A 21,904-nucleotide genomic window follows, 5' to 3' on the forward strand; every position below is an offset into this window, starting at 1 on the left:
TATAATATAGTGCCTAGGGGGAATCAAGAATAACACGTTCCCCATGTGGTTAACCTCCCCCCCTTCCCAATAGAAAAAAGGCAAGAGCTGAACTTGCCTTTTTGGGTCATTGTGGTTGAGCAATTTTAATATCCAAAATGGATGGGAAAAACTTCAAATCGGCTGTCTTGATCGGGCTGTTATTCACCGATAGTTCAACTGCCGTCGGGCTTCCTACGATGATATAAGCAGTTTTGGCTGCATCGATCAGTTTTTCGGTTCCCTTTTTCAACATGCCTTTTTCGATCGGTTTCGCCGTTCTTGATTCCCGCACTTCAAACCAGCAATCACCATTTACCGCCTTGACTTTCAACGAGATTTTTTCGGCACCCTTCAACGTGTAGCGATATACTTTCCCTTGCTGAGATTCAAATGCAAGTTGTGCAGTAGTCGCTTCAGTAACCGATGTGCCCGCAGGTGGAAGAGTTATTGAAGGTGTATTCGGTTGTGTTCCCTGTGTCTGTGTAGACGGAGAAGGTACAGCATTCGGCGCTGTGGCTGTTGGTGTTTGGACCTCTGGTGTAGTGACAACGTCATTGCGTGGTATTGGGCTCGTGTCCAATCCATTCTTATTGACAATTGCCGTGTAAATTACTCCAATGACGAGTGCGACAAAAAGCACAAACAACGATTTCGTCACCCAGCGTCCCGCCTGAAGCGGTTCCTTGGATGCTGCAACCCGTCTTCTTCTCAAACGCTCCATCTGTTCCTGTGGAGGCTGTGCTGGCAAATCAGATTGAAAATGAGACAATATATGGTTAGGATCGAGTCCGACTGCTTCTGCATAGCTCTTGATAAATGCTCGAGCATAGAAGTGTCCTGGCAGTATATGAAAGTGACCTCTTTCAATCGCCTCTAAATAACGTCGCTGAATCTTGGTGATTCTTTGGACATCGTCAAGCGAGATTCCCTTCTCTTCGCGGGCTCTTTGTAGCACTTGACCAAGCTCAGACACGCATGTTACCTCCTTACGTCACGTCAAAGTCATTAAAACCGCTCTTGTTGATCAATTCATAGGTAATCTCTTCGTCCGGGTGGTGCCGCAATTCAATGATATAGTGAAAATCAGACAACTCATACTCCGATTCTCTCACGAAAATATCCGGGTGCTCTATTACCTTCGTTGCAGGAAAACTCATAATCTCTCTCAGCAGACTGTGATGTTTTTCAGTCGAACGCATCGTAGAGACAATCCCATCAACTAAATATACATGATCTGATGTCATCTCATCAATGGCAAGAGAGCTTCTGACTGTTTGACGTAATAAAGTAGACGAGATAAAGGTCCACCGTTTGTTGGCTGAAACGCTGGCAGCAATCATTGATTCCGTTTTGCCTACACGAGGCATTCCCCGGATGCCAACGAGCTGATGCCCCTCTTTTTTGAAGATCTCAGCCATAAAATCAACCAGTATCCCTAATTCATCCCGAATAAAACGAAACGTTTTCTTATCTTCATAATCACGCTCAATATATCTGCCGTGTCGGACAGCCAATCGGTCCAGCATGGTAGGGGGGCGTAATCTTGTTATGGTTATGTTGTCCACTTTTTGCAAAATATTTCGGAGAGCTTCGATTTTCTCATCATCATCGGCTAAAAGCAATAGTCCACGTCTCCCATTTTGCACACCATTAATTGTAACGATATTAATGCTGAGCATACCAAGAATAGAGGCAATATCACCAAGGAGACCAGGACGGTTTTTCACTAATTCATATTCCATATACCACTCTTTTTTTTCTTTTGCGTCCCCCATAAGCCCCTCCACGTTCCAATTTCTATTTCATTCTTCTCAGTATACCACTTTCGCAAGAATTCGACATAGTAGCAAATCAGAAAATTGCTCAATTCTTCTATGACTGAATAAAATAAAAACCCCCAGTCACCGGGGGTTTTCTTGTTATTTTGTATTCGTTTGAACCAATTTCACCATCATAGTAGCAAGCGCATGTTTTTGTTGATCGTCGCCAGCTTCCCACAATTGTTTGAGAAGGCGTTCCTGGTCATTCTTTGGCTCAACCTGCTCAGATAGATAGCCACCGATTTGGTAGGCTACATTTTTGATTGTATCGTTGTCCATACCCGCAGATACAGCTTGACCCACACGGTCACCTAGGAATGCTTTCCAATCCGAAAAGTTATCAAGAACTGACATGTAGATTCCCTCCTAAATAAAATGCACTCGGGCATTATCTGCCCGTATAAGCATAGAATCTCAAACAGTCATGAAAAATATTCGTTTTTGGAGAAAAAAGGTACGGATGGGGTGGTTCTATGTGTGCCATCCGCCATTGGGGCTGATGACTTGTCCTGTCAGATAACCTGAGTTGCCTAAGAGCAAGTAGGACACAAGGGAAGCAATTTCAGAAGGTTTTCCCAGACGCCCTGCCGGGATTTCTTCTGCAATTTCCTGAAGCTCATACGGAGTGAACTTCTCCATCATCCCTCCCTCGACCGCACCAGGAGCTACCGCATTCACCGTAATGCCGCTTCTCGCTACTTCCTTAGCAAGGGCTTTGGTATAGCTGATGATGGCCCCTTTCGTAAGGGAATAAAGAACTTCACAAGATGCTCCCGTAATTCCCCAAATCGACGAAATGTTAACGATCCGACCAAATTGTTCACGGATCAGCCAGGGCAATGCCGTTTGCGTAACAAAAAAAGTAGATCGTACATTCGTTGTGAGCAATTCGTCAAACAAGGCAGGATTCACATCCTGAACCAGCCCCACATGATCAACCGATGCATTATTGACGAGAAAAAGCGGCTTTATCGCCATTTGCTCAAACAGTCCAGTAATAGCCTGTGTATCTCGAAGATCCGCATGCAAGGCTATGACAGGCACTCCTCGCTCTTGACAAAAAGCAAGAATTGGCTCCAATTTGTGAGGAGAGCGAAAATAATGTAAATACAAAGGAACACCTTGGGCAGCCAGCTCAAAGGCAATGGCCTGCCCGATTTCCCCAGATGCTCCCGTAACTAAAGCCCACGGCATTGGTCTCATCGATTAACTCCTACCCTTATTCTTTCGGTGCGATCGAACGGACGAGAGAAACAGCCATCTGGTCAAACTGAAAATGCTCCCGCATCCGTTGATTTGCATCCTCCAACGTAATTTTCTCCAGTACTGGCACGACAGAAAACAAGTCAATCCCATTAAATTTATAGCTCGTAAACTGGTTGGCAATGAACTCAACCGAATTCAAGGAACGCAGGAACAAGCCGATTTTCTTCCGCTTGCTCCGCTCGAAGTCGTTTTTGTCGATGCCTTTCTCCAGACACTGAGTGATCTCTTTTTGAATGGTTTCCACCAATTTGTCCGGGTTCGGCGTATCACCACCGATGATGGAATACGCATAATCCGACTCATTGCTAAAGTCAAAATCAAACGTTTCTGTAATCAGTCCTGAATCGTACAGCTTCTGGTACAAATCTGAGCTTACCCCCAACAGAATATCGAGCACAAGCTTTGTTGTCAGCTCACGTTTGAGCAAATCTTCTCCAGTCAATCCGGTAGACTTTTCCTTGAAGCCAATCATGCACTTCGGAAGGCCAACTGCCAATTTGAGTTCCACTTTCTTTTGGCCAACCGGAGCTGGTTCTTCAGGAAAAATGCGCTCAATCTTCGGAGTAGGCGCAAACTGCTTTTTGGATTGATTGGAACGGATCAGTTGCATGATAGCCTGCGGTTCAAACGACCCTACAACAAACAGCATCATATTGGCTGGATGATAAAATGTCTCGTAACAGTGATACAGAGTCTCAGGTGTGATATTCGCAATGGAGTCAATTGTTCCGGTAATTTCAATTCGGATAGGATGCTCCTGATACATCGCCTTCAACAAGCTCATGTAGACATTCCAGTCCGGATTGTCATCATACATCTGGATTTCCTGACCAATGATTCCCTTTTCTTTTTCAACACTTTGCTCGGAAAAATACGGTTCTTGCACAAAGTCGAGCAGGGTCGTCAAGTTTTCTTCTACTTTATCTGTGCTTGAAAAAAGGTATGCTGTTCGGTTGAAGCTGGTAAATGCATTGTAGGATGCTCCGTTTTTGGAGAACTCCTTGAACACATCCCGATCTTTCTTTTCGAACATTTTGTGTTCCAGAAAATGAGCGATTCCGTCTGGCACATGAATCACTTCACCATTTGACAGGCGGAAATGGCTGTCGATGGAGCCGTACCTTGTTGTGAAAACAGCATAGGTCTTGCTAAATCCAGTTTTTGGCAACAAGAAAACCTGCAGTCCGTTTGGGAGCGTCTCCTGGTATAAGGTTTCATTCACTTGCTGAAAGGTAGTGGTCTGCATTACGCCTGGCCCCCTTTGTTGTCACGCAATAGATAGATGGTATCAATTTGGACTTTCTCCGCTACTTTTTTGAGATCCTCTACGGTCACTGCATCGATGGCTGCCAGCAGCTCTTCAAGTGAGCGCTTTCGTTTGTTCACAATCCCATTGTAGGTGAAGTCGATCATCAGGCGGGCACTGTCCAACAGCTCTCGGTACTGATTGCTAATCGTTGCCTTGGTATGACTCATTTCTTCCTCTGAGATGCTGCCTTTTTTCATCAATTCAAGCTGTTCCTTGATAATCGATACGGCCTTCTCGTAGTTGTTCACATCGATCCCTGACATCATCATGAGGATACCTTTGTTGCTCTCAAGCCTGGACACCGCATAATATGCAAGGCTCGCTTTCTCCCGAACATTCACAAACAGCTTGGAATGAGGAAATCCGCCGAGAACTCCGTTGTAGACCACCAAAGCAGGATAATCGTCATCCTTGTAATTGATAAACGTACGGCAGCCAATATTCAGCTTCGCCTGGGACACATCGAGACGATCCTCCACTTCACGAACTTTTTGAATGGCTTTCGGTTGAACAACCTCAGGGAGGGTTTTGATTGTGCCTCTTTTCAGCGACAGATGTGTTTGAATGTACTGTTTCACTTGCGCCGATTCCACATCTCCCACAACGAAAATCTCAATCGGATTTTGACTGATCAATTCCTGATAATAAGCATACAGATCCTTTGAGGTAATGCTGTTGATGTCTTCAACTCGACCGTTTACCAAGAGTGCAAATGGTTCTCCCTTGCACATTTCCTCAGTAATGCGTTGATTGGCGTATTTCATCTTGTCATCGATGATGCTTTCAATCCGCTTTCGCAAAGACTCTTTCTCTGCTTGCAGAAATTTCTCGGCAAATGCACCGTTCTCCAGATAAGGACGGGCAAGCACGTCTCCGACAAACTGGATGGCCTGCTCCAAAAGAGAACCGCCTTCGGACAAATACTTCTCGTTAGGTACTTCCATGTAAATATGCAGGATTTGACGTTCTCCCTTTTTTACTACATCTACATCAAAGATAGCGCCGTACAAGAAATCAAGGTGTTCTCGGAGTTGTTTAGTCTCAGGAAAGCGCCCAGTTGCCCTTTTCAAAACCATGGACAATAAAGCAGTCTTTGTTGCGTATTTCTCTGACAGTTCTTGCTCAATCATGCATACGATGGAAGTCGTTTTGAATTTTTGCGTTGGTAAAATATGTACATCCATTTGATTGATTGACGTGGTCTCAAATTGAATCTCTTTCACGGGTGCACTCATGCAATCAGTCTCCCTTCACAGACAAACGTTCTTGATCTATTGTAACCAAATTTAGACTGGTTCAGCAAAGGTGAAGAAAAAAGAAGACGAGAAACTCACTTCTCGCCTTACCTACACACTTATTCTATTTTATGCTCCCAGATAAGTGGCTACGACTCTTTCATCGGTCAATAACTCTTTGGATGCACCCGTTATCTCCACTTTCCCGGATGAGAGCACATATGCTCGATCGGAAATGGAAAGGGCTGCTGTCGCCAGTTGTTCAACAAGAAGAATCGTTTTGCCTTCGCTGCGAAGGTGTGTCACAGTATCGAGGATCAACTTTACGAAAAGGGGAGATAATCCCATGGACGGCTCGTCAAGTACTAGGAATTCGGGATCAGCCATCAAGGCACGGGAGAGCGCCAGCATCTGCTGTTCACCGCCAGAGAGTGTGCCTGCCTGCTGGTTTCTGCGTTCTTTCAACCTAGGAAAACGCTCATATTCCCGCTCCATTCTCTCCTTTACCTGTTTGGGTTGTTTTTTGATTTGTGTGTATGCACCCAAAATCAGATTCTCTTCTACTGTCTGGTCACCAAAGATCTGCCGTCCCTGTGGAACATGCCCGATTCCTTTTCGCATAATTTCATGTGCAGGGAGGTGTTGCAGGTAATTGTCCTTGTACCTGATTTCCCCTTCCCTGATTTTCACCAAGCCCGTGATCGCTCGAAGCAACGTTGTTTTGCCTGCACCGTTTCGCCCGATCAAGGCAACGATTTCTCCCTGGTTCACCTGCAAATCTACACCACGCAGCGCTTCTGCCATACCGTAGTTCACTTGAATATTACTTACCGACAACAAGTTTGGTCACCTCTTCGCCGCCCAGGTAGGCTTCAATTACTTGTGGATGAGACTGAATGTGAGCAGGATCTCCCTCTGCAATTTTTCGGCCAAAATCCAATACCGTTATCGTGTCACAAACGTTCATGACAATTTCCATGTGGTGCTCAACCAGGATGATGGAGATACCGATGTTTTTGAGATTGCGTATGACCTTCATGATCTTCTCCACTTCAAACTGGCTTGCTCCTGCAGCAGGTTCATCCAGAATCAGAATCTGCGGTTTTACTGCCATGGCACGAGCAATTTCCACCAGTCGTTGTTCTCCGTATGAGAGATTGGCAGCAGTCTCGAACGCTTTTTCTGCCATCCCTACAAAGGCAAGTAACCGCAAAGCCTCCTGTGTGAAGGCTGCTTCTTCCTTCCAGTACGACCTCGTATGCAAGACATTGGAAAGAAACCCCGTTTGATAATGCAGATGAAAGCCGAGCATCACGTTTTGCAACACCGTAAGCTCTCCAAACAACTGAAGATTCTGAAAGGTTCGGGTAATTCCGCTTGTCGCCATCTGATGAGGAGCATAGGAGGTTACATTCCGATTATTCCACAGGATTTGCCCTCCCGTCGGAACGTAAACACCTGTCAAAACGTTAACCGTCGTACTTTTTCCTGAACCGTTTGGACCAATGAGTCCACGAACTTCAGGCCCTTTCAGTTCAAAGCTTACTTCATCTACTGCTCGATAACCGTCGAATTCCATTGTGACCTTCTCGACCTGCAAGGCCGTTTGACTCTTTTCAGCAGCCCAAGTAACGAGTGTAGATGCCTCTTTTAGCTCAGTGGAGATCGCAGTAGATTTGACAGCCCGCTTTCTTTTCAGCAATCGCTGAAATCCGCCAACAATGCCATCAGGAAGAACGATTAAGCTAAACAGCAGGATGCCGCCAAATATCAGCAGATGATAATCATACAAGCTCTGCACCCATTGCGGTAACAAGAAGATGATAAGGGTCCCAACAACAGGCCCTAGTCTTGTACCTGAACCGCCGACAATCACGCCAACCAAGAAGAGAATTGAACGATCAAAGGTAAAGGAGTCACTGTTAAAATACGCATTCTGAAAGGCAAATAGTGCTCCACCAATCCCGGCGATACACGCACTTAACCCAAAAGCAAGTACCTTCCAGTTTCGTACATTGACTCCAACCGTCGCGGCTGCTACTTCACTGTTACCCATCGCACGGAATGTCCGGCCATATCGTGAGGTAAACAGGTTATCAACAAGTATGGTTATCACAAGCGTCAGAATTCCGATAAACCAGTAATACTCCACTACTCCCAGTTTGAACCCGAACACATCCGGTTCTTGTAAGTAGAGTCCTGCTGGTCCACCGGTGACATCTACCCAGCGGTTGGCGATAATTTCGATCAAAAGACCAAATGCAATCGTTACCATTGCGAGGTATGGACCTTTTGCCCGCAAGGAAAGCATGGCAACGAGAAATCCGGCAAGTGCGCAGATACCCATTCCAATCAACAGACTGAGGATAAAAGGAATGCCCGCATTATTCAGGATTGCCGTAGCATACGCTCCGATTGCAAAAAATCCAGCATGCCCAAGTGAGAGTTGACCAGACAATCCAACAAGTAAATTGAGCCCGACGACAACAATATAGGTATACAAAAAGCCCTGTGCCAAGTGCACATAATATGAACTGGGAAAAATCCACGGAAACAAAAACAGCCCCACACCGATCAGCAAATAAATGAGCCACTTTTTCATGTCAGAACTTCTCCTTCACTTTTTTGCCTAACAGTCCCTGCGGCATAAAGATAAGGACAATCAGAATGAGGATAAAGGCACTGGCATCCTTGTAGGCAGAATTGTACATGGACGATACCTGCTCAATCATACCCAACAGAAGCCCACCAATGAGAATTCCCAGAGGGTTTTCCAATCCACCGATAATGGCAGCAGCAAATGCTTTCAGGCCAAGGGTAGCCCCCATGAAAAATGCTGTATTGGTAATCGGACCGACCAGGATTCCGCCAATTCCTGCCAATGCCGATGATAAAGCAAAGGCAAGGATTGCCATTTTCCGTGGATTGATTCCCATCAATGAGGCCGCATCCGGATTGAAGGCAACGGCTGCTAGCGCCTTCCCCAATAACGATTTGTTCAAAAATAGGAACAAGCAAACCATTATAATAACTGCGCAGAGCCCTACGAACAATTCATGTTTGGTAATACCGATACCCCCCAATCGGTACACTTCACTGCCAAAGGGGGAGGGGAAAGGAATCACGTTCCTTCCCCAAATCAGCATGGCAATATTGCGAAGCATAATGGATACGGCAACCGTACTTAATATCCAGCCGATAGACATGAAGTGCTGCAGTGGACGAATCGCAACCAGTTCAAGGCCTATGCCTAACAGACTCATCGCCGCAAAGAGTACCAGAACCGTGACAAGCACGGCAACCCATACATTAATGCCTGATGTTGTCAGTGCTCCCAATGTCGTAAGCCCCATCAAAGCGCCCACCATCAAGAAGTCACCTTGACCAAAGTTCATTGTTCGGGTGGTAATATAGGTAATGTAGTATCCCTGTGCAATAATGGCGTAGATACTCCCCAAGATCAGCCCGCTAATAACCGCCTGTAACAAGAACTCCCCTCCCTTCGATGAGAAATAATCATGCTATGGTTTGACGATCACACCGTCTTTATAGGTAGCCAAGAACATGTTGGCACTTGTCAGCCCTTCATGATTCTCTTTGGTAAATGGCTTTTCACTAATGGCTGTAACACCCTTGAATCCTTCCATGTTTTCGATTGCATCACGAATGGCTTTGGAATCCTTGCCGACCTTTTTCACTGCTTCAAGGATCAGTTTGGCACTGTCATACCCTTGGGCAGAAGCAATTGGGAAAATGTCCTCCCCATATTTCGCAACGACCTTTTCGTGGAATTTCTTTGCACCCTCACTTTGATCAACGGTAAAGGATTGCACCATGTATACATCTTTGTTTACCAAGTCACCAACCAATTGCTTAACTGTCGGATCTCCCATGGCCCATGAAGCGACCGTGATTGGATTATAATTCAGCTTTTCACGAGACTTAAGATATTGGGCAGCTTCCGGTGCCAAGCCGTAGAAAATCACTGCATCTACCTGTGCATCTCGCATTTTGGTGAGCTGCGCTTCCATGTTGGTATCATTTACCTGGAATGACTCGATGACGGCAGGTGCCAAATTGTATTTCTCCTTCATCAACGCTTCTACGTCTGCCTTACCCCCTTGACCGTAACCAGTGGTATCGTGTAGCAGCCCGATTTTACTGAACTTTTTCTCTTCTACAAGCCATTTCAGCATGGTCTCCACTTGGCCTTTATCATAGGGGCTGACACGGAAGATATAATTCTTCTCATCTTTTGCAAAGGTTTGGGTAATTGCTGTTGCCGTTGCCACTGGAATGACTTCCGCTACTCCAGCTTCTTGGGCAAACTTGACATGTGCCTTTGCATTACCGCTGTTTGCAGGACCGAGGAAGGCTACCACTTTATCCTGCTGAATCAAGCGTTGGACGATCTCTACCGATTTCTCCGGCTTAGCTTCGTCATCGTAGACAATGACCTTGGCTTTCTGACCGTTTGCTCCACCTTCTGCATTGAACTCTTCCACGGCCATTTCTGCACCACGCTTCACTGCCTCTCCAAATTTGGCTGTACCGCCACTGAGAGATATGGCAATACCAAGGTTAAATTCGCCACCCGATGCACTAGAAGCAGGCGCAGAGGACGAGTTGGAAGGCTGAGTGCCTTGAGGTGCACTTGTCTGTTGATCCAGCTTAGGACCACAGCCAGCAGCAGCGAGCGATAACAACATAGCGAGAGAAAGCCAAATACCCATTTTTCTCACAACGAATTTCCCCCTTATTCAGTAAAATAAATTGGTTAATTAATTAAAAATTCAAATAAATTAGTGCATGACATATCCGCCAGAGACATTGATTGCCTGCCCTGTGATAGCTGCTGCGGCATCAGATGCGAGAAAAACTGCGAAATCACCAATTTCCGATGGAGCCAATAAACGGGACTGCGGTACTTGCTTTAAAATAACCTCATCTACTACACGGTCTTTCTCAATTTGATATTCGCTGCTGAGCGACTCCAATTGATTGCGAACCAATGGTGTGTCAACATATCCAGGACAGATTGCATTGCAGGTTACTCCTGAATTCGCAGCCTCCACTGCTGTTACACGCGTTAAGCCGATAATCCCGTGCTTTGCTGAACAATAACCCGATTTGTAGGCTGCACCGATTTTGCCATTGATGGAAGAAATATTGATTATCCGTCCCCAGCCTCTCTGTTTCATCTTGGCAAAAACCTCCTGTGTTGCAATAAACGGTCCAACCAGCATGACCGAAAGCAACTGCTGAAATACATCAGCGGGAAATGTCTCAATTGGGGCAACATGTTGGAAGCCTGCATTATTCACCAGGATATCAACTGGCCCAAGCTTCTCTTCACAGCTTGTAACCATTTGACGTATGGATTGCTCTTTAGACATATCGACCTGAATAGCCAGCTTACCTCGATCAGGGTAGTCGGCAAACTCTTGCAAGGAGGCTGTTGCCCGCTCCTGATCCAGATCAGCAATCGCTATGTTACAACCTGCCTCATACAGTTTTCGGGCGATGGCCAAACCGATCCCGCTTGCTCCCCCAGTAACCAGTGCTGTTCGTTTTTGTACATCAGAACTGTGTAAACTCATAAGTCCTCCTTTCAGTCTTGAAAACGTTTTCACAAATATACAAAGCAAATCCTACGCCAAAAGATTCTGACAAAGAAATGTCACAATTCACATCGGATATGTCGCAAAATTACGACAATACCAGCGATGCAAAATTGCGACATGTTACACTCGTGCGACATCAATCAGATATCTGCAATTTGAAATTTTTCCAGCTTGCGATACAAGCTTGCCCGATGAATTCCCAGAAGCTGTGCAGCTTGTACTTTATTGCCATTACATTGTTTGACGGCTTCCTGGATGATCCTCTTTTCGGTTTTAGCCAACTCCGCTTCCAAATCCAACGATATCCCTTCTTCAACAGAAATCATTCGCTTGTCTTGTAAATAGACGGGAAGATGTTCATCTTCCAACTGCCCTCGCTCCGCCAATTGAACTGCACGCTCCAACACGTTATGTAATTCTCGCACATTACCTGGCCAGTGATGGGACATGAAGATCTCTTCTACTTTTCTACTCATACCATCTACATTGGTGTATAAATCACGATTCAACTGCTTGATCAAGTGAGCGGCAAGGGTGAGTATGGATCGCTCTAACTTGCGCAGCGGTGGAATGTTTATCGTAAATACGTGCAAGCGATAAAAAAGATCTTCTCTGAATTTCCCCTGTTTGATCAATTCTTCCAGCGGACGGTGGGTTGCCGCAATCACCCTGATATCTACAGAAAGTGGGCGAGTTGATCCAATCCGCTCCACTTCTCTTTCTTGCAGAACTCTGAGCAGCTTCACTTGCATATCCAATGGCATATCACCGATTTCATCTAAAAACAGCGTTCCGCCGTGGGCCAGCTCGATTTTGCCCGGTTTTCCACCTTTTCTAGCTCCGGTAAAAGCACCTTCTTCATACCCAAACAATTCAGCTTCCATCAGATCTTTGGGAATCGCTGCACAATTCACACGGACAAACGCATTCTCCGATCGAGCACTGGATTCATGGATCGAATGAGCAAACAATTCTTTACCTGTTCCGCTTTCACCCAGAATGAGAATGGATGATTTCGTATTGGCCACTCGCTTTGCCAGTTGAATCGCATCCAGCATCATCGGGTGATCCGCAAAAATATGGGAAAATGAGTACTTGGCACTAACCATCCGCTTTAGTTCCTGACGATAGAAATCCAGTTTTCGCTCCATGATGTTGTATTTCTCTACAAGGTTGCGCAGTTCTCGCAAATCATTGAACACCACTTTACCAAGCACGCCAACTACCTCATCCCCTTCACGAAGGGGCATCCGACTGACAATGATTTCACGATCACCAACCCTCATGAGTTGTCCCAGCTCTGCTTTGCCGGTTTCCAGTACGACGTGCATGCGTGTATTTTCCAGCACTTCGGTAACATGCCTGCCAATGGAATCCTCTATGGTGGTCCCGAGGAAGTCACAATATGTCTGGTTGATCATCGTAATGTAGCCCTCTTTGTTGCACATGATGATTCCATCGTAAAGCTGGTCAACCAGCTCTTTAAAGTATCTGAGTTCCTTTTCTTGCTCGGACAACTTTTTCGTCACCTGATCAATATCGGTAATGTCCTGGAATATGGAAAGCCCACCTACGATCTGACCATCAACCGTGTACGGAGTTCGATCTACTAAAAGCAGTTTGTCCCCAAATCGAACCTCTCGCCTTACACTGGCCTTACCCTCCCGTATCACTTGCAAGATGTCTGTACCCGGTGCAATGCTCGTTATCGAATGACCAACAACCTCACTTAATTTGAATCCAAGTATTTGACAGCCACTAGGATTCACATGCAGAATTTTTCCTTCTAAATCTACAATTGTTGCTCCATTAGGAAACGATTCCAAAAATTCAATCAGTTGAGTTGATACGATGGTCTCCACCTCCTGTCAGAAAATCGTACCAAAAACTGGAGAATTAGAAAAGAGAGCGATATTCTCGCTCTCCAGCTAAAAATCAGTAGTATCCCAATCATCCAGTGTTTCTTGAGAATCCACCAGATCATCAAACCGGCCACATAACGGGTTTAGACAAAGCATTCCGTGCAATTGACTATCCTGAAATGATTGACCCATATTTTGACCACAATAGGGACAAGTCCACATACTATACATCCCCCTCTACTCCTCCGATGATGTACAGCAGTTAGGCTTTCCCATTAGCCAGTCACTTATTAGAACTGGTTGATTTTATTCTGCTCCCAGTACTTCAGATAGTAATACGGATTGGTAGCCTTCCCAGAACTCTTGTAATACATACCGAAGTGAAGGTGAGGTGCGAACTTTCCAGTCGTCCCTTTGTTGCCATACCCGCTATCACCGACAAAACCAATTAATTGCCCTGCCGAGATATACTGCCCCTGCTTCAATCCAGGTGCATATGCCTCCATGTGAGCATAATACATATGGTATTTTCCACTCGAATCAATAATATTGATCCTCCATCCACCATACGTATTCCAGCCGATGCGATAAATATGACCACTTGAAATGGAGTAAACAGGTGTGCCCTTTGGTGTCATGATATCAATGCCTTCATGATTCCTATCTGATTGTTGCCCGGAAGAATTCCAAGCACGACCATCCCCATACGTGTTAGCCACTGATTCATACTCTGACTTTGCACTTAGTGGGAAACGATTGTTTTTCGAGAGTAGCCCTTTATCAAATAGTAACGACTCCAAAGAGTGTACCGATGGCTTCGCACCAGCAGGTAAGTAGATTACCTGCCCAACCAGCAATGTATACCCTAGACCAGGGTTATTTTTCTGCAACTGACTTACACTTGTTTGATGGCGTTGGGCAATGTGGGAAAGAGTGTCTCCCGATTGAATCACATAGTTGTTTTTCCGGTAGGCTGAAGTTACTTGCATACTGCTGCTACCCAGAATAAGTACTTTTTTACCAATTGCTATCTCGTTTCCTGTTAATGAGTTGGCACGCTTGATTGCATCCACTCCAACGTCATAAAGCTGACTCAGCTTCCACAGGCTGTCACCTGTTTTTACAGTATGAGTGAGTGCGTTTCTGGCTGAGGATATCTTCGCAATCTTAGAGCGACTATCCCAGTTCACCTCATAGTTAAAGGATTGACTAATAAAACGAATTGGTACAAACGTTCTTTTCTTATAAACAAATGGACGAGCATCCATTACAACCGATTGCCCGTTAATGATTGCCTTACTTTGGTTTACCCATAGAACTACATTCCGGTCGCCTTTGGTAATCACAATCTTTTGAGTAGTCGGTTCATACGTAACATTTGCATTGGTTTTTTCGGAGATTACACGGATTGGTACATACATGCGTTGATCTCGAATAAGCGGGTCTACATCCGATTTCACGCCCTTACCATTGATCACAAGTGAAATGGTGGGATACGCAGAAGCAGCATGAACGTGATTGATCGCATGTCCACCGCTTGTTAGTCCAAGTAATACTCCTGTCATCAATAATGTCCTGGCAAAGTTCTTCATGTAGGACCTCCTTTTCTATGAAATACAAGAAGGCACAATTACTATTATCGCATTAGAATCAGGAGCGAACTATGCCAAAATATTACCAATCAACTATTTATAAAAAAGAAAAACTGCCGGAATGACCCGACAGTTTTCTGCAAGAACACTGTATTTACGCTATATTTCTGGTCGGTGGTGTATTTGGTGTGTCTGGTCTATGCGGCATGATTTCTTTCAAACCAACCATTTTTTTCAAGTAAGGAAGCAAGTAGTAGTCGGCGCCGAATTTACCTGCATTCGCTCCTGCTGCTAAGATAAAGATACTCAACATGACCATCCATGGGTTAGTAGAAATTGTACCTGCGAACATGAACATGAAGTTCATCAGCATCCCGAAGAATACAGCAGCGGTGGTAAGTGCTCCTAACAGAAGACCAAGACCGATAAGGAACTCACCCCAAGGTACTAGGAAGTTGAAAAGTTTGATATTTGGGAGTGCAAAATTTTCTATGAAACCGGTATAGGTTGGATAGATAAGTGCTTCGCCTTTCATCACGGGCTTCTCAACAGCTTTGGTTAAAAATCCAGTGGCGTCGAATGCCTTCTCACCCGTTAATTTACCCCAACCACCAGTGATCCAAGCCCATCCAAGATACAAGCGAACAATTGTCAAGAAACCAGCAGCGTATTTACTCTCTCTTAGCCAATTCATAATCATAAATACCATCTACCTTCCTTTTTATCTGCTTGTTATGCTTTATGGAAATATGGAAGATTTGTGAATTTTTTCACAAGTCGTTTTGTAAAAGTTATGTTGCTATAATGTAAGATTCTCTTTTAAACCGATCCGTTTTCTCACGTACGGAAGAATATAATAGTCTGCGCCAAATTTACCTGCGTTCGCTCCTGCTACCAAGATAAAGATACTCAACAGTACCATCCATGGGTTCGTAGAAATTGTTCCTGCGAACATGAACATGAAGTTCATTAGCATTCCGAAGAATACGGCTGCAGTAGTTAGAGCCCCTAATAGAAGACCAAGACCGATCAGAAATTCACCCCAAGGAACAAGGAAGTTGAAAAGTTTGACGTTAGGAAGTGCAAAATTTTCAATGAAACCGGTATAAGCTGGATAGATTAATTCCTCACCTTTCATTACTGGCTTCTCAACAGCTTTGGCTAAGAACCCTGAAGCATCAAATGCCTTCTCACCAGTTAATTTACCCCAACCACCTGTTATCCAGGACCAACCAAGGTACAAGCGAATGACAGTTAAGATACCAGCAGCGTATTTACTTTCTCTCAACCAGTTCATGATCATGATGATCAGCTCCTTTTCTTTACACTCTCAGTATATGTGAATAATTTCACATCGAGATGTGAGGAACATCACTTTTTTTATTTCATATTCTTACTTTTCCTCACCTTGTTACTTTTTTGTCACAACTTGTACAAGCCAGTCAAAAAAGACGAAAAAACCGAAGCCACCCGCTAAGGTAGACTTCGGTTTTAATGCCCATCATTCAATTAACGTGAGCCTGTTTCGTATGCTTTACCAAGTGATGAAGGTGCGTTTGAACGCCCTACAACACCAGCTAAAACTAGAATCGTTAAAATGTAAGGCAACATGAAGATGAACTCGATCGGAATATATGCAGTCAGACCCAAGATTTGCACCAGGGACTTAACCGCTTGTGCGATACCGAAGAACAAAGCAGCAGCCATCGCACCAGCCGGATGCCATTTACCGAAAATCAGTGCAGCAAGAGCGATAAACCCTTGTCCTGATACGGTGTTGTGAGAAAAGTTGCTAGTTGTGGTAAGAGCAATGGTTGCTCCCCCCATTGCAGCTAACGCTCCACTAATTAACACAGCAGTATATCTCATGCGAACAACATTGATCCCTGCTGTATCTGCTGCTCGAGGATGCTCTCCCACTGCACGCAGACGAAGACCAAAGCGGGTTTTAAACAGTACAAACCATGTAACAGCTACTAAAATAAATGCAATAAAGCTGGTTGGGTACGCTTCAAAAATGGCGTGACCGATGTACGGGATGTCTCCTAAAACTGGGATGTCCCATTTTGTAAATACAGTTTGCAGTGTGGTTGTTTGACCTGAACCTTTAAAAATGATTTTGGTCAAATAAATGGCCAACCCTGCAGCCAGGAAGTTGAGCGCGATACCGCTAACAACCTGATCAGCCTTGAATGTGATTGAGGCTACCGCATGTGGCAGCGCAAAGATGGCTCCACAAACGATCGCTGCTAAAAAACCAATCCACGGTGCAAGCTCAGACGGTGCCGGGAATACCGTTTGCATAAAGAAAGTAACAACCGCCGCTGAGAATGCACCGATCACCATCATACCTTCTAATGCAATGTTTACAACACCTGAACGTTCGGAGTATAAGCCACCTAACGCAGCAAAGATAAGAGCTGTAGAAAATACAATCGTATCATGCACTAAGTTACTGGAAACTGTGATCCAATCCATGTTCTACACCCCCTCTTTCTTCTTCGCAAGGATCGGCTTCAAGAAAAACTTTACGATTCCGTGAGCAGCAACGAAGAAGATAACCGATGCAATTACAACACGAATGAGTTCGACTGGAACGCCTGCACCGAATTTCATCCCTGACGCACCAAAGGAAAGTGACCCGAAAAGAATCGCACCAAGTACAACACCTAATGGCGTGTTACCACCGATGAGTGCTACTGCCATTCCATCGAAGCCGTATCCTGGCATTGCCGCCATAATCGCTTGATAATGGAATACACCCAGTACCTCAGCCGCACCACCCAAACCTGCAAAAACACCTGCTCCAAACATTGCATTTACTACGTTTTTATTAACGTTCATACCTGCATACTCTGATGCATGCGGGTTAAAACCTACTGCACGAAGCTCAAAGCCTGTTTTGGTTTTCCACAGAATGATATAAAACACAAATGCAGCAATAAGCGCAATAAGTGTACCCCAGTGCAAACGTGCGCTTTCGAACATTTCAATCAGCCAAGGAATAGCAATCGATGCTGACTCTTTGATGTTTTCAGAACGCTGTTGCCCCTCTGGCACGAGGAACGTAGCCAAAATGTAATTCGCTAAATAAAGAGCGGTCCAGTTTAACATGATCGTTGTGATTACTTCGTTAACTCCACGAGCCGCTTTTAGATAACCGGCAAGTGCGCCCCACAGTCCACCAGCCAATCCACCAGCAAGAATGGCGAGTGGTGCATGAATGATTGGTGGCAAATCAAACGCGATACCGACATAAACAGAAGTAATCATCCCCATGATGAACTGACCTTCCGCACCGATATTAAAGAGACCTGTCCGGAATGCGAACGCAACAGAAAGACCTGTAAAGATAAGTGGCGTAATCTGTCTGATGGTCTCACCAAAATTGTACATATCACCAAACACTTTTTTCACTAGCGATTGATAGGCCAAGAGTGGATCAAATCCGCCCGCTAACATCGCAACAGCACCTACGAGCAGACCGAGCAGAATAGCTACAACAGGAACTAGGAACGATTCGCTTGAAAAAACACGGACTACCTTATTCATCGTTACCTCCTCCTTGCATGCGCTTTCCACCTGACATCATAAGGCCGAGCTCTTGTTCTGTCGTTTCTTTCGGGTCAACAATCCCTACAATTTGTCCTTCGTAAATAACGGCAATACGATCAGACACATTCATAATTTCATCCAACTCAAGCGAGAGCAGCAGAACTGCTTTGCCTCTGTCACGTTGTTCGATCAAACGTTTGTGAATGAACTCAATCGCACCAACGTCCAGTCCACGAGTCGGTTGGGCAGCAATTAACAGATCTGGGTCTTTATTTACCTCACGAGCGATAATTGCTTTCTGTTGGTTCCCCCCTGACAAGGCACGTGCAAGTGTATGAATGCTCGGGGTACGTACGTCAAACTCTGCAATCAGCTTCTCCGAATGCTTATTGATCGCATTGTAATCCAGAAATCCGTTTTTGCTGAATTCTGGATGGAAGTACGTCTCAAGCACCATATTCTCACTCATGCTAAAGTCAAGAATCAAACCACGTTTGTGGCGATCTTCTGGAATATGGGATAACCCTGCCTCAGAAATAAGGCGTGGTGATTTATTAGTAATCTCTTGCCCGTTTAACAGAACTTTCCCATCCTGTGCTTTGCGAAGGCCTGTCAGCACCTCGATCAATTCACTTTGACCGTTGCCGTCAACACCTGCAATACCTAATACTTCACCCGCGCGAACTTCGAGTGAAATATTTTTCAACGCATTGACACCGCGGTTCCCTATAGCCGTCACATTCTCGACAGACAAAATCACTTGTTTCGGTACTGATTTTGTTTTGTCTACATGGAAATGAACCTCACGACCAACCATTTTTGCTGCCAATTCATCCGTATTGGTCTCGGCAACCAGAACAGAATCAATTACTTTTCCTCGGCGGATAATAGTTACTGCATTACAAACCTTCATGATTTCTTTCAACTTATGCGTGATGAGAATAATGGTCTTACCCTCTTTGACCAAGTTATGCATAATATCAATTAGTTCATTAATCTCTTGAGGAGTTAAGACCGCTGTCGGTTCATCAAAAATAAGAATATCTGCCCCACGATAGAGCGTTTTCAAAATTTCTACACGTTGCTGCATCCCAACGGAAATTTCTTCGATCTTTGCATACGGATCAACACTTAAACCGTATTTCTCAGAAAGTGCTTGTACCTCTTTGGCTGCTTGATCGATATTTATTTTCAACCCACTGCGAGGTTCTTTTCCTAAGATAATATTTTCAGTAACGGTAAACGGTTCTACTAACATAAAGTGCTGATGCACCATTCCGATACCCAGTTCGTTAGCTACATTTGGATTGGTTATTTTCACAGGTTTCTCATTGATCAATATTTCGCCTTCATCTGGCATGTACAGACCAAACAAAATATTCATCAACGTTGATTTTCCGGCTCCATTCTCTCCTAAAAGAGCATGAATTTCACCTTTTTTTACTTTGAGACTGATGTTATCGTTTGCTACGATTCCCGGAAATCTTTTGGTAATGCCACGCATTTCTACTACTGTTTGAATCTGACTCAAGTGTGTTCACCCCGTCTTTGTGGGTAGTCATTCATTAAAGAAAAGCTTTTATTGAAGTTCTTAAGAAAACAAGGCTAGTTATTCTCTAACTAGCCTTGAGTTTGTTGCAGTAAGGCTTATTTTTCTGGAACTGTGATTTCACCTTTAACGATTTTCGCTTTGAACTCTTCTACTTTCGCCAATACGTCAGCAGGAACAGTGTCTTTGGAAGTTTCAGGCAAACCTACAGCATTTTCAGCAAGTCCGAGTTTAACCATTTTTCCGCCTTCGAATTTACCTTCAGCGTAATCTTTGGATACACGGTAAACTGCTTCGTCTACACGTTTCATCATAGAAGTAAGAGTAACCTCTTTACCGAATGTAAGAGATTGGTCTTTGTCTACACCGATAACCCAAACGTTTTCGCCTTTGGATTTGCGGTCTTTTGCTTCGTTAAATACACCGTCACCAGTTCCGCCAGCAGCGTGGAACACGATGTCAGCGCCTTGTCCGTACAATTGGGATGCAGCAGATTTACCAAGGTCAGCTTTGTCAAACGCACCTGTGTAAATTGGAATTACTTGTACGTTAGGATCTACAGCTTTAACACCAGCAGTGAAACCAGCTTCGAAGCGTTTGATAACTGGAATGTCCATACCGCCTACGAAACCAACTTTTTTGGATTTAGACATAGTTGCTGCTACTACACCAACAAGGAAAGAACCTTCATGCTCTTTGAAAAGAACTGATTCCACGTTAGGTATGCCTTCTACTTCAGCATCGATGATCGCCAATTTTGCATCTTTGTTTTCTTCAGCAACCTTTTTCACGTGGTCGCCCATCAAGAAACCGATACCCCAAGTAAGATCCCATTTGTCTTTTACGAATTGGTTCAAGTTAGGCACGTACTCAGCGTCACTTTGGGATTGAAGATACTGAACTTCAGTTCCAGTATCATTTTGCAGTTTTTGCAGACCTTCCCAAGCACTTTGGTTAAAGGAGTTGTCGTGCACCCCACCAGTGTCAGTTACCATACCTACACGAATTTTCTTGTCTGTAGAAGGTTGTGCAGGTGCTGCTTGGTTACCTTGGTTTGCATTGTTTTGTGGAGCTGCTTGGTTGCCGCCGCCACATCCAGCAAGGAGCAAGGACATACTAATGGTTGCAACTGAAAGTACGGAGAAAAACTTTTTCACCTTTAAATACCCCCATTATAGTTAGTGATGAACTAAAAAAATTGTTCAAGACCTTTCTGGTGACCACTACAAGCGTCTTCGCACAACATGGAAGTGAAATTTGTCTGCTCGAAAGTAGTTTCGAGAGTCCAACACAGCTCTCTCTCTCTCATCATAATGAATCTGACGAAGGAGAAGCAGGGCAGTCTTGGAATCACATTTCAGTATACTTGACACTTTGTCATGGAAACCAATGGGTTCAATGTGGGCTACCGCATACTGAATACGTACGCCCGCCACTTCCTCCAAGGCCTCAAAAATCGACTCATACTCCACATGGTAGCCATCGGGCATTAAGTAAGCAGGGATTTTGTCGATACAATACACAACCGGTTCTCCATCAGCAGTTCTTACCCGCTCAACCGTGATCAGCTTCTCACTAGAAGAAAGATGCAAACGCTTGCGATCTTCTTCACTCGGTTCAGCCAGGCTAGTATGTAACAGTTTTGTTCCCGGTTGTTGACCCTGCCGCTCAATCGCTCCTGTTACACTAAAGAGTTCCCCAATTCCTCCAGAAAAAACAGGTCGTGGATGGATAAAGGTACCTACTCCGTGACGTCGGATGACGATTTTTTCTTCTTCTAGCAAGCGGAGTGCTTCTCTCAAAGTAGCTCTGCTCACGCCCAACCGCTTCGACAATTCTGCTTCTGACGGTAGACGCTCACCCGGTAGCAATACCCCCGCTTCAATATCATCTTTGAGGCGGTCCATTACTAAAAGGCTTAGCGAACGAGAACTTCCTTTGACTGTCATGATTCACTCCTGCTCCCTCTGGCAACACATATTGGTAAGACGTCAGACCTCTATTATGAAATTTCGACGGCCTTCCACAAATTCCTTTAGTCCGTAGAAATTTTACCTTATGCAGAGAGTAA

General features: G+C 44.7%; 21 protein-coding genes. All 21 read right to left on the reverse strand.

Translation table 11 applies throughout. From position 1 onward, the window contains the following. Positions 1-106 precede the first annotated feature (106 nt). The 21 genes from ACPW7N_RS01005 to ACPW7N_RS01105 all read right to left on the reverse strand — a co-directional run bounded on the left by ACPW7N_RS01005 (position 107) and on the right by ACPW7N_RS01105 (position 21,782). Positions 107-994: a helix-turn-helix domain-containing protein gene (locus tag ACPW7N_RS01005; RefSeq protein WP_425649122.1), complete on the reverse strand. Its 888-nt coding sequence runs from the start codon at positions 992-994 to the stop codon at positions 107-109. A gap of 13 nt (positions 995-1,007) precedes the next feature. Then, a complete protein-coding gene (locus tag ACPW7N_RS01010) occupies positions 1,008-1,796 on the reverse strand; it encodes a DUF3388 domain-containing protein (RefSeq protein WP_425649123.1) in 789 nt (262 codons plus the stop codon). A 144-nt stretch (positions 1,797-1,940) separates the two neighbouring features. Next, the gene (locus ACPW7N_RS01015) at positions 1,941-2,195 is read right to left on the reverse strand and encodes a DUF3243 domain-containing protein (protein ID WP_425649124.1); all 255 of its coding nucleotides are present in this window, start codon (positions 2,193-2,195) and stop codon (positions 1,941-1,943) included. 117 nt (positions 2,196-2,312) lie between these two features. Continuing rightward, a complete protein-coding gene (gene ymfI, locus ACPW7N_RS01020) occupies positions 2,313-3,044 on the reverse strand; it encodes an elongation factor P 5-aminopentanone reductase (RefSeq protein WP_425649125.1) in 732 nt (243 codons plus the stop codon). Between the two features lie 16 nt (positions 3,045-3,060). Further along, positions 3,061-4,353 (reverse strand): EF-P 5-aminopentanol modification-associated protein YfmH, encoded by a 1,293-nt coding sequence (gene yfmH, locus ACPW7N_RS01025; protein WP_425649126.1) that lies wholly within the window; start codon positions 4,351-4,353, stop codon positions 3,061-3,063. Then, on the reverse strand, positions 4,353-5,651 hold the full coding sequence (gene yfmF / locus ACPW7N_RS01030) for an EF-P 5-aminopentanol modification-associated protein YfmF (protein ID WP_425649127.1): 1,299 nt from the start codon (positions 5,649-5,651) through the stop codon (positions 4,353-4,355). The genes yfmH and yfmF overlap by 1 nt, the downstream gene beginning before the upstream one ends. 129 nt (positions 5,652-5,780) lie before the next feature. Continuing rightward, positions 5,781-6,491 (reverse strand): ABC transporter ATP-binding protein, encoded by a 711-nt coding sequence (locus ACPW7N_RS01035; RefSeq protein WP_425649128.1) that lies wholly within the window; start codon positions 6,489-6,491, stop codon positions 5,781-5,783. Next, positions 6,475-8,253 (reverse strand): branched-chain amino acid ABC transporter ATP-binding protein/permease, encoded by a 1,779-nt coding sequence (locus ACPW7N_RS01040; protein WP_425649129.1) that lies wholly within the window; start codon positions 8,251-8,253, stop codon positions 6,475-6,477. Before ACPW7N_RS01040 ends, ACPW7N_RS01035 begins: the two co-directional genes overlap by 17 nt. Position 8,254: 1 nt before the next feature. Continuing rightward, complete coding sequence (locus ACPW7N_RS01045; protein WP_425649130.1) at positions 8,255-9,139, reverse strand: branched-chain amino acid ABC transporter permease; 885 nt, start codon at positions 9,137-9,139, stop codon at positions 8,255-8,257. Positions 9,140-9,172: 33 nt separating this feature from the next. Further along, complete coding sequence (locus ACPW7N_RS01050) at positions 9,173-10,384, reverse strand: ABC transporter substrate-binding protein (protein WP_425649269.1); 1,212 nt, start codon at positions 10,382-10,384, stop codon at positions 9,173-9,175. Between the two features lie 69 nt (positions 10,385-10,453). After that, positions 10,454-11,251 (reverse strand): 3-hydroxybutyrate dehydrogenase, encoded by a 798-nt coding sequence (locus tag ACPW7N_RS01055; protein ID WP_425649131.1) that lies wholly within the window; start codon positions 11,249-11,251, stop codon positions 10,454-10,456. Between the two features lie 164 nt (positions 11,252-11,415). Further along, on the reverse strand, positions 11,416-13,137 hold the full coding sequence (locus tag ACPW7N_RS01060; RefSeq protein WP_425649132.1) for a sigma-54 interaction domain-containing protein: 1,722 nt from the start codon (positions 13,135-13,137) through the stop codon (positions 11,416-11,418). 66 nt (positions 13,138-13,203) lie between these two features. After that, entirely contained in the window at positions 13,204-13,368 is a 165-nt protein-coding gene (locus ACPW7N_RS01065) for a hypothetical protein (RefSeq protein ID WP_425649133.1), read from the reverse strand. 59 nt (positions 13,369-13,427) lie between these two features. Further along, complete coding sequence (locus ACPW7N_RS01070; protein WP_425649134.1) at positions 13,428-14,729, reverse strand: stalk domain-containing protein; 1,302 nt, start codon at positions 14,727-14,729, stop codon at positions 13,428-13,430. Positions 14,730-14,883: 154 nt separating this feature from the next. Beyond that, positions 14,884-15,429, reverse strand: a complete 546-nt coding sequence (locus tag ACPW7N_RS01075) for a DoxX family membrane protein (RefSeq protein WP_425649135.1) — start codon at positions 15,427-15,429, stop codon at positions 14,884-14,886. Between the two features lie 99 nt (positions 15,430-15,528). Then, on the reverse strand, positions 15,529-16,032 hold the full coding sequence (locus ACPW7N_RS01080) for a DoxX family membrane protein (protein ID WP_425649136.1): 504 nt from the start codon (positions 16,030-16,032) through the stop codon (positions 15,529-15,531). A 206-nt stretch (positions 16,033-16,238) separates the two neighbouring features. Beyond that, positions 16,239-17,207: an ABC transporter permease gene (locus tag ACPW7N_RS01085; protein ID WP_425649137.1), complete on the reverse strand. Its 969-nt coding sequence runs from the start codon at positions 17,205-17,207 to the stop codon at positions 16,239-16,241. A gap of 3 nt (positions 17,208-17,210) precedes the next feature. Further along, positions 17,211-18,281, reverse strand: coding sequence for an ABC transporter permease (locus tag ACPW7N_RS01090; protein ID WP_425649138.1), 1,071 nt, complete (start codon positions 18,279-18,281; stop codon positions 17,211-17,213). Next, entirely contained in the window at positions 18,274-19,788 is a 1,515-nt protein-coding gene (locus ACPW7N_RS01095) for an ABC transporter ATP-binding protein (protein WP_425649270.1), read from the reverse strand. The genes ACPW7N_RS01090 and ACPW7N_RS01095 overlap by 8 nt, the downstream gene beginning before the upstream one ends. Before the next feature lie 143 nt (positions 19,789-19,931). Next, positions 19,932-20,990, reverse strand: a complete 1,059-nt coding sequence (locus ACPW7N_RS01100) for a BMP family ABC transporter substrate-binding protein (RefSeq protein WP_425649139.1) — start codon at positions 20,988-20,990, stop codon at positions 19,932-19,934. A gap of 66 nt (positions 20,991-21,056) precedes the next feature. Continuing rightward, positions 21,057-21,782 (reverse strand): GntR family transcriptional regulator, encoded by a 726-nt coding sequence (locus ACPW7N_RS01105; protein ID WP_425649140.1) that lies wholly within the window; start codon positions 21,780-21,782, stop codon positions 21,057-21,059. Positions 21,783-21,904: the final 122 nt, after the last annotated feature.

The sequence above is a fragment of the Brevibacillus nigriterrae genome, assembly GCF_049846925.1.
GTDB lineage: Bacteria > Bacillota > Bacilli > Brevibacillales > Brevibacillaceae > Brevibacillus_H.